This is a genomic window from Burkholderia sp. Ac-20384, assembly GCF_017104605.1.
Taxonomy (GTDB): domain Bacteria; phylum Pseudomonadota; class Gammaproteobacteria; order Burkholderiales; family Burkholderiaceae; genus Burkholderia; species Burkholderia lata.
In genome coordinates this window covers 20,938-27,280 of record NZ_JAAGPE010000122.1, presented here as the reverse complement: position 1 = coordinate 27,280, position 6,343 = coordinate 20,938, and the positions used below count along the sequence as shown (strand labels likewise).

Genomic DNA, 6,343 nt, shown 5'->3' with positions numbered 1-6,343 from the left:
GGCCCGGGCAGGCAAGGCGGCGCTGCGGTAAAATCCCGGCTTCTCTCCGCGCCTTGAATGGCGCGTCATTCGAAGGTCGACAGCCGATGCAGATTCACAAGGAAGTGGACGCGCGCGGGCTCAATTGCCCGTTGCCGATCCTGCGTGCCAAGAAAGCGCTCGCCGATATGGAAAGCGGGCAAATCCTCAAGGTGCTCGCGACCGATCCCGGCTCGCAGCGCGATTTCGCCGCGTTCGCGAAGCAGACGGGCAACGAGATCGTCGAATCGACGACGCAGGACAAGACCTTCGTGTTCCTGATGCGCCGCCGCTGACGGCCCGCATCACGCTGCCGGCAGCGCCTGGCGCCGGCTACACTTTTCTGACAATTCTTAAACCTCGCTTCGTGATCGGCTGCGTATACTGACCCGGCCGGTCGTCCGCTCCCAGCGGATGCGCCGGCCACGGTACGTCGTACGGCGGGCACGGGGGCCATGCCTGACGCTACCGTCGTACAACGGGGAGAGGACATGTCCTTCAGACCAGGGACCATTCGAAGTCCGTCCGGAGCGGAACGCAACGTATCGGGACTGAGCCGTATCGAGCTCGACCCGCAACAGGATCGCCACGCGCGTGCCGCGCTGGAGGCCTACGCGGATTCGGCCGCGGCCGAGATGCCGTGGCTGGCCGAGTGGCTCGACGAACGGCTGCGCGATGCCGCGCAGGACGACGGCTCGGGCCTGACCTACTGCGGTGCGACGATCGAGCGCGTGTTCGATCTGGCGCAGGCGTGGGCGGCGAGCCAGCCGGACTACGCGGCCACTGCGTGGGAGCGTGTGCGCGGCCAGCTGCAGCGGATGCTTGTACAACCGGCGCGTCCGGAGCCGCTGTCGCATCGCGTACAGGCCGACGACGTCGCCGAGCCGGTGGCGGGCTTCACGGGCGCCGATTAGGCGCTCGATTGCGCGGCAGGAAGGATTATTCGAAGAAAAGACGATAGTCCGCGCAATTTATTGGCGAATTTCATACTACTATGATGAAATCGCCGGTTCGTCCGTGCCCCGTTTTTGAGATATTTAGCCGGGGTCGCCGGTTTGCGCAGGTGGCGCGAGCGGCGAACGACGGCTCGCCGGCCGGTATCCGGAAGCCGCGCGCGTGCTGCGCGGCCGGGTGGGGGCGGGGAGCTGAACAGGACGAATCGATTTCGATTTGCGGGGTGCTATGAGAATTGCTGTACTGGATGACGATCCGGCCCAGACGGATTTCGTCAGTCAAACGCTGACGGCCGTTGGCCATACGTGCTATGCGTTCAAGGAAGGCAAGGCCCTGAAGAAGCGTCTGCAGCGCGAGACGTTCGATCTGCTGGTGCTTGACTGGAACGTACCCGACATGTCCGGCGAGGAAGTGTTGAAGTGGGTGCGTGCCAATCAGACCGAGCACAGCCTGCCGATCATCTTCATGACGAGCCGTGACGACGAGGCGGGGATCACGCAGATCCTCAACGCCGGCGCCGACGATTACGTGGTCAAGCCCGTGTCGGGCCCGATCCTGCGCGCGCGCATCGGCTCGCTGCTGCGTCGCGCGTATCCGGTCAACGCCGAGGCCACCGTTCGCGAATTCGATCAATTCCGTTTCGACGTGAACCTGAAGCAGGCCTACGTCGGCGACAAGGCCGTGAGCCTCACGCAGAAGGAATTCGAACTCGCGCTGCTGCTGTTCCAGCACCTCGACCGGCCGCTGTCGCGCGCGCACATTCTCGATCTCGTGTGGAAGCAGGCGACCGACATCCCGTCGCGCACGATGGACACGCACATCTCGATGCTGCGCACCAAGCTCGGCCTGCGGCCCGAAAACGGCTATCGCCTTGCGCCGATCTACGGGTACGGCTACCGGCTCGAGCGGGTCGGCCAGGGAGAACCGGAGTGACGACGGGAATCACGCAGCGCACGGCGAACCTGCGCACGGTAGCGCTGCGCGCAGCCGGCGCGGTCGCGTTTGCGTTCGCCGCGCAGCATGCGGCTGCCCAGCCGCCTGCGGCGGCGGGCAAGATGGTCGTCTACCGCACGCAGGCGGGCGACACGCTGTACGACGTCGCCGCGCGCTACCTGCAGGGCGCGGACGACTGGCAACTGCTTCAGAAGATCAACGGCGTGCCCGCGCCGAAGCACCTGCAGCCCGGCATCGCGCTGAAGCTGCCGGTGGCGCGCCTGCGCAAGGAAAAGCTGACCGCCCGCGTCATCGCGGTGCAGGGCACGGCCGAACGCGCGTCCGGCGACGCTTACGCGCCGCTCGCGAACGACGCGACGCTCGCCGAGGGCGATCGCGTGCGCACGGGCCCGAACGGCTTCGTGACACTCGAGCTCGCTGACGGCACGCACATGAGCCTGCCGCCCGACAGCCAGCTCGACCTGAAGGCGCTGCGCCGCACGGTGCTGACCGGCACGCTCGATCGTGAGTTCGAACTCACGCGCGGCTCGGTCGACAGCGAAGTCACCCATCTGAAGAAACGCGACGACCGCTTCCAGATCCGGTCGCCGTCGGTCGTGGCCGGTGTGCGCGGCACGCACTTCCGCGTGAATTACGACGCGGCTGGCAACGCGTCGACGCGCGTCGAAGTGCTCGACGGCACCGTCGGCGTCGCGGGCGACCGCCAGCCGGCCGGCCCGACGCTCGTGCATGCGAATTTCGGCAGCGTCGCGACATCGTCCGGCGCAGTCGGCGCGCCCGTCGAGCTGCTGCCCGCACCGGCGCTCGCGCATCCGGACAAGGTGCAGGACGAGCCCGACGTCGCATTCGACGTTGCACCGCTCGCCCAGGCGCAGGCATACCGCGTCCAGCTCGCGCACGACGCCGGGCTGCTCGACCTGTTCCGCGAAACGCGCACCGATTCGCCGCGCGCGGTCTTCCGCGACGTGCCGAACGGGAACTACTTCGTGCGGGTCGCCGCGATCGATGCGAACGGCCTCGAGGGCCGGCCGCGCACGTACGCGTTCGAACGCCGCGTGATGGGGCTCGACGCGAGCGCGTCGCCCGGTGCCGGCGGCTACGAGTTCCGCTGGTCGCCGAACGGTTCGGGCAAGGATGCGCGCTACCGGTTCGTGCTGTCGCGCTCGAAGGACCTGAGTGCGCCGGTCGTCGACCAGGTCGGCCTGCATACGCGCCAGATCACCGTCGCGCACCTGCCGCCGGGCGACTATTTCTGGGCCGTGACCGTCGAGGAGTTCGAGGGCGGCAAGTTCTACGAGAAGACCAGTCCGGTCAGCGCGTTCACGCTGTCGCGCTGATTCGCGGCGCATGAAACCCGACTCCGTTTCTCCACGGCGGCGCCTCGGCCGCCGCTTCCTGATCGAATGGATCGCGATCGGCTGCCTCGGGGTCGCGGTGATCCTCGCGTGCGCGGTCGGCCGCATGTCGGCGAGCGTCGACGGCCTGATCTACGACCGGCTGCTGATGCTGCGCAGCCTGCCGTTGTCACCCGACGTGGTCGTCGTCGACATCGACAACCAGAGCGTGTCCGCGCTCGGCCGCTGGCCGTGGCCGCGCGACGTGCATGCGCGGCTGCTCGACACGCTGGCGCGCGCGCAACCGGCCGCCGTCGTCTACGACGTGCTGTTTACCGAACCGTCGCCGGAAGATCGCGCGTTCGCGGATGCAATGACCCACGTGCCGACCTTCCTGCCCGTGCTGCTGAGCCCCGAGCAGGCCGACGGCACGCGCGCGGTCGATCCGCCGGTGGCCGCGCTCGCGGCGCGCGCGGTCGGGCTCGGCCACATCAACCTCGAAGTCGATCGCGACGGCATCGTCCGCAGCGTGGCGCTGTACGAAAGCGACGGCCGCGTGCGCTGGCCGCAGCTGATGGTGCCCGTGTATCGCGCGATCCAGGGCGGCCAGCTGCATCCGGTCGGCGGTGCGCCCGGCGCGCAGGCGCACGACCTGTCGCGCGACGCGACCGGCGAGGGCCGCTACCTGATCCCGTTCAGCCGCAACACACCCGCGTATCCGACCTTGTCGTTCGACGACGTGCTCGAAGGGCGCGTGAAGCCCGACGCGCTGCGCGGCAAGATCGTCGTCGTCGGTGTGACGGCGTCGGGGCTGTACGACCGCTTCGCGACGCCCGTGTCCGGCGAATTCGGGCCGCTCGCCGGCGTGTATATCCACGCCAACGTGCTCGACATGCTGGCGACCGGCAGCGCGATCTCGCCGGCGTCACGCGCCGGGCTGTTCGTCGCGTCGCTGCTGCCGCTCGCCGCGCTGCTGGGCGGGTTCCTGATGCTGTCGCCGTGGCGTGCGCTGCTGCTGACGCTGAGCCTTGCCGCGCTCTCGGTTGTCGCGAGCATGGCGCTGCTGTTCGAAGCGCGCATCTGGCTGTCGCCGGCACCTGCGATCTTCGGGCTGGTCGCCGTCTACCCGATCTGGAACTGGCGGCGCCTGGAAATGACGATGTCGTACCTGCGTCGCGAACTGCAGCGGCTCGCCGACGAGCCGCACCTGCTGCCCGAGGCGCCGCGTACGCGTAGCGTCGGCGGCGACGTGCTCGAGCGGCAGATGGCCCTGATGGCACAAGCCGCGCAGCGCGTGCAGGACATGAAGCGCTTCGTGTGGGACAGTCTCGACAGCATGCCCGAGCCGATCTTCGTGACCGACCTGGCCGGCACGGTGCTGATCGCGAACCACGCGGCCAAGCGCTACGGGTCGCGCCTGTCGCTGCCGCTGCCGGAAGGGCGGCCGCTGCGCACGGCGCTCGGCGAGCTGACCTTCATGAAGACCGTCGACGGCAACGCCGAACACGACGTGGCGATCCGCGAACACTGGCCGGCGGTACTCGACCCGACGCTCGAGGCCGAGCACGATGCGATGGCGCGCGGCATCGAGGTGCGCGATCGCGACGGGCTCGACCATCTGCTACGCTACGCGGCGTGCACGAACGCGCAGGGCCGCGTGACGGGCTGGATCGCCGGCCTTGTCGACGTGACCGAACTGCACGCGGCCGAGCGGCAGCGCGAGGAAGCGCTGCACCTGCTGTCGCACGACATGCGCTCGCCGCAATCGTCGATTCTCGCGCTCGTCGAGATCGAGCGCGACCGCGCCGAGACCGACGCGATGCGCGGGCTGCTCGCGCGGATCGAGCGCTATGCGCACCGCGCGCTGTCGCTGGCCGACGAGTTCGTGCAGCTGGCGCGTGCGGAGTCGCAGGTGTACCAGCTCGAGGCGACGAGCCTCGTCGACGTGCTGATCGATGCGAGCGACGAGGTGTGGCCGCAGGCGCAGGCGAAGCACATTCGCGTCGACACCGACGTCGGCACCGAGATGTGCTGGGTGCGCGCCGACCGCTCGCTGATTACGCGCGCGTTCGTGAACCTGCTGAACAATGCAGTCAAATACAGTCCGTCCGCTACCGTGATCACGTGTACGCTGGCGGTCGAGCACGCGTCGAAACGGATGTTCTGTACGATTCGCGATCAGGGGTACGGCATTGCGCCGGAAGATCAGCGGCATCTGTTCGAGCGTTTCAAGCGATTCCATGCCGGCGAGCGGCCCGAAATCTCGGGTTCCGGGCTCGGCATGGCATTCGTGAAGACGGTCGTCACGCGCCATGGGGGCAGCGTGTCGGTCGACAGCGAGGTGGGTGTCGGCACCGCGGTGACGGTGTCGCTGCCCGCGATCGACGAGCCGTCCGCCTGACAGGGCCGGGCGCGACGGCAGGCATTTGGGGAAAGCCATGAGAAAGGAATGGGCAGCGACCGCGCTGGCGGCGTCGCTGTTGACGGGTTGCGCCGGCGTGACGAGCGGCGTGAGTGCGGTCGGGCAGCCGAACGCGTTTGCATCCGACGCGCACGGCTACGATTTCGTGCGGACGGCCGCGCAGGCCAATGATGCCGAATACCGGCAGATCGAGACGCTCGTGCGCGACGAACTCGCGCACCGCGGCTTCGATGCGAAGCCGCTCGCGGCTGCGCGCTACCGGTTGTCGATCGCGTATGCGACGCAGCCGGCCACGGTCGCGGCGATCGCGGACGGCTGCGGCGCCGCGAGCAGCGCATGCGTGACGGTCGACGGGCCGGCGCCGTTCGCGCTGCCGTTCATGGGCCGCGTGTATCGCCATGTGCTGACGCTGCGCTTCGTCGACGCGAAATCGGGCGCCGACGTCTACCGCGTATCGGCCGCGCTGCGCGATCGCGATCCCGGCACGCAGCAGGCCGCGCCGGCGCTCGTGAAGAGCGCGCTCGCGAAGGTGCCGTTCGGCGACGGCGGCGGCTGGCTCGTCAAGACGAAAAAAGACGACGCGGGCGGAATGCCGGGCGTCGTCTCGGTGAAGCCGGCCGAAGCGCGCTGAGCGTCGGCCGGTGAGGTGAGGGCGGGCTCG

General features: G+C 68.6%; 6 protein-coding genes. All 6 read left to right on the top strand.

Features of this window, described 5'->3' with window-relative positions; translation table 11 throughout:
- The first annotated feature begins 86 nt into the window (after nt 1–86).
- The 6 genes from G3O00_RS22165 (at nt 87) to G3O00_RS22140 (ending at nt 6,313) form a co-directional block, all read left to right on the top strand.
- A complete protein-coding gene (locus G3O00_RS22165; RefSeq protein WP_006402122.1) occupies nt 87–314 on the top strand; it encodes a sulfurtransferase TusA family protein in 228 nt (75 codons plus the stop codon).
- 195 nt (nt 315–509) lie between these two features.
- Nucleotides 510–932, top strand: a complete 423-nt coding sequence (locus G3O00_RS22160; RefSeq protein ID WP_174933977.1) for a peptidase — start codon at nt 510–512, stop codon at nt 930–932.
- Nucleotides 933–1,200: 268 nt separating this feature from the next.
- Entirely contained in the window at nt 1,201–1,905 is a 705-nt protein-coding gene (locus G3O00_RS22155; protein ID WP_006490421.1) for a response regulator transcription factor, read from the top strand.
- Nucleotides 1,902–3,263, top strand: coding sequence for a FecR domain-containing protein (locus G3O00_RS22150; protein WP_206144338.1), 1,362 nt, complete (start codon nt 1,902–1,904; stop codon nt 3,261–3,263). The genes G3O00_RS22155 and G3O00_RS22150 overlap by 4 nt, the downstream gene beginning before the upstream one ends.
- Nucleotides 3,264–3,273: 10 nt before the next feature.
- Nucleotides 3,274–5,661: a CHASE2 domain-containing protein gene (locus G3O00_RS22145; RefSeq protein WP_206144337.1), complete on the top strand. Its 2,388-nt coding sequence runs from the start codon at nt 3,274–3,276 to the stop codon at nt 5,659–5,661.
- A gap of 37 nt (nt 5,662–5,698) precedes the next feature.
- On the top strand, nt 5,699–6,313 hold the full coding sequence (locus tag G3O00_RS22140) for a DUF4136 domain-containing protein (RefSeq protein ID WP_174933981.1): 615 nt from the start codon (nt 5,699–5,701) through the stop codon (nt 6,311–6,313).
- The last annotated feature ends 30 nt before the right edge of the window (nt 6,314–6,343 follow it).

Excerpts from the sequence above, each read along its gene's own strand:
- G3O00_RS22140 (WP_174933981.1), top strand. The coding sequence starts at position 5,699 with ATGAGAAAGGAATGGGCAGCGACCGCGCTGGCGGCGTCGCTGTTGACG.
- G3O00_RS22165 (WP_006402122.1), top strand. The coding sequence starts at position 87 with ATGCAGATTCACAAGGAAGTGGACGCGCGCGGGCTCAATTGCCCGTTG.
- G3O00_RS22145 (WP_206144337.1), top strand. The coding sequence starts at position 3,274 with ATGAAACCCGACTCCGTTTCTCCACGGCGGCGCCTCGGCCGCCGCTTC.
- G3O00_RS22155 (WP_006490421.1), top strand. The coding sequence starts at position 1,201 with ATGAGAATTGCTGTACTGGATGACGATCCGGCCCAGACGGATTTCGTC.
- G3O00_RS22160 (WP_174933977.1), top strand. The coding sequence starts at position 510 with ATGTCCTTCAGACCAGGGACCATTCGAAGTCCGTCCGGAGCGGAACGC.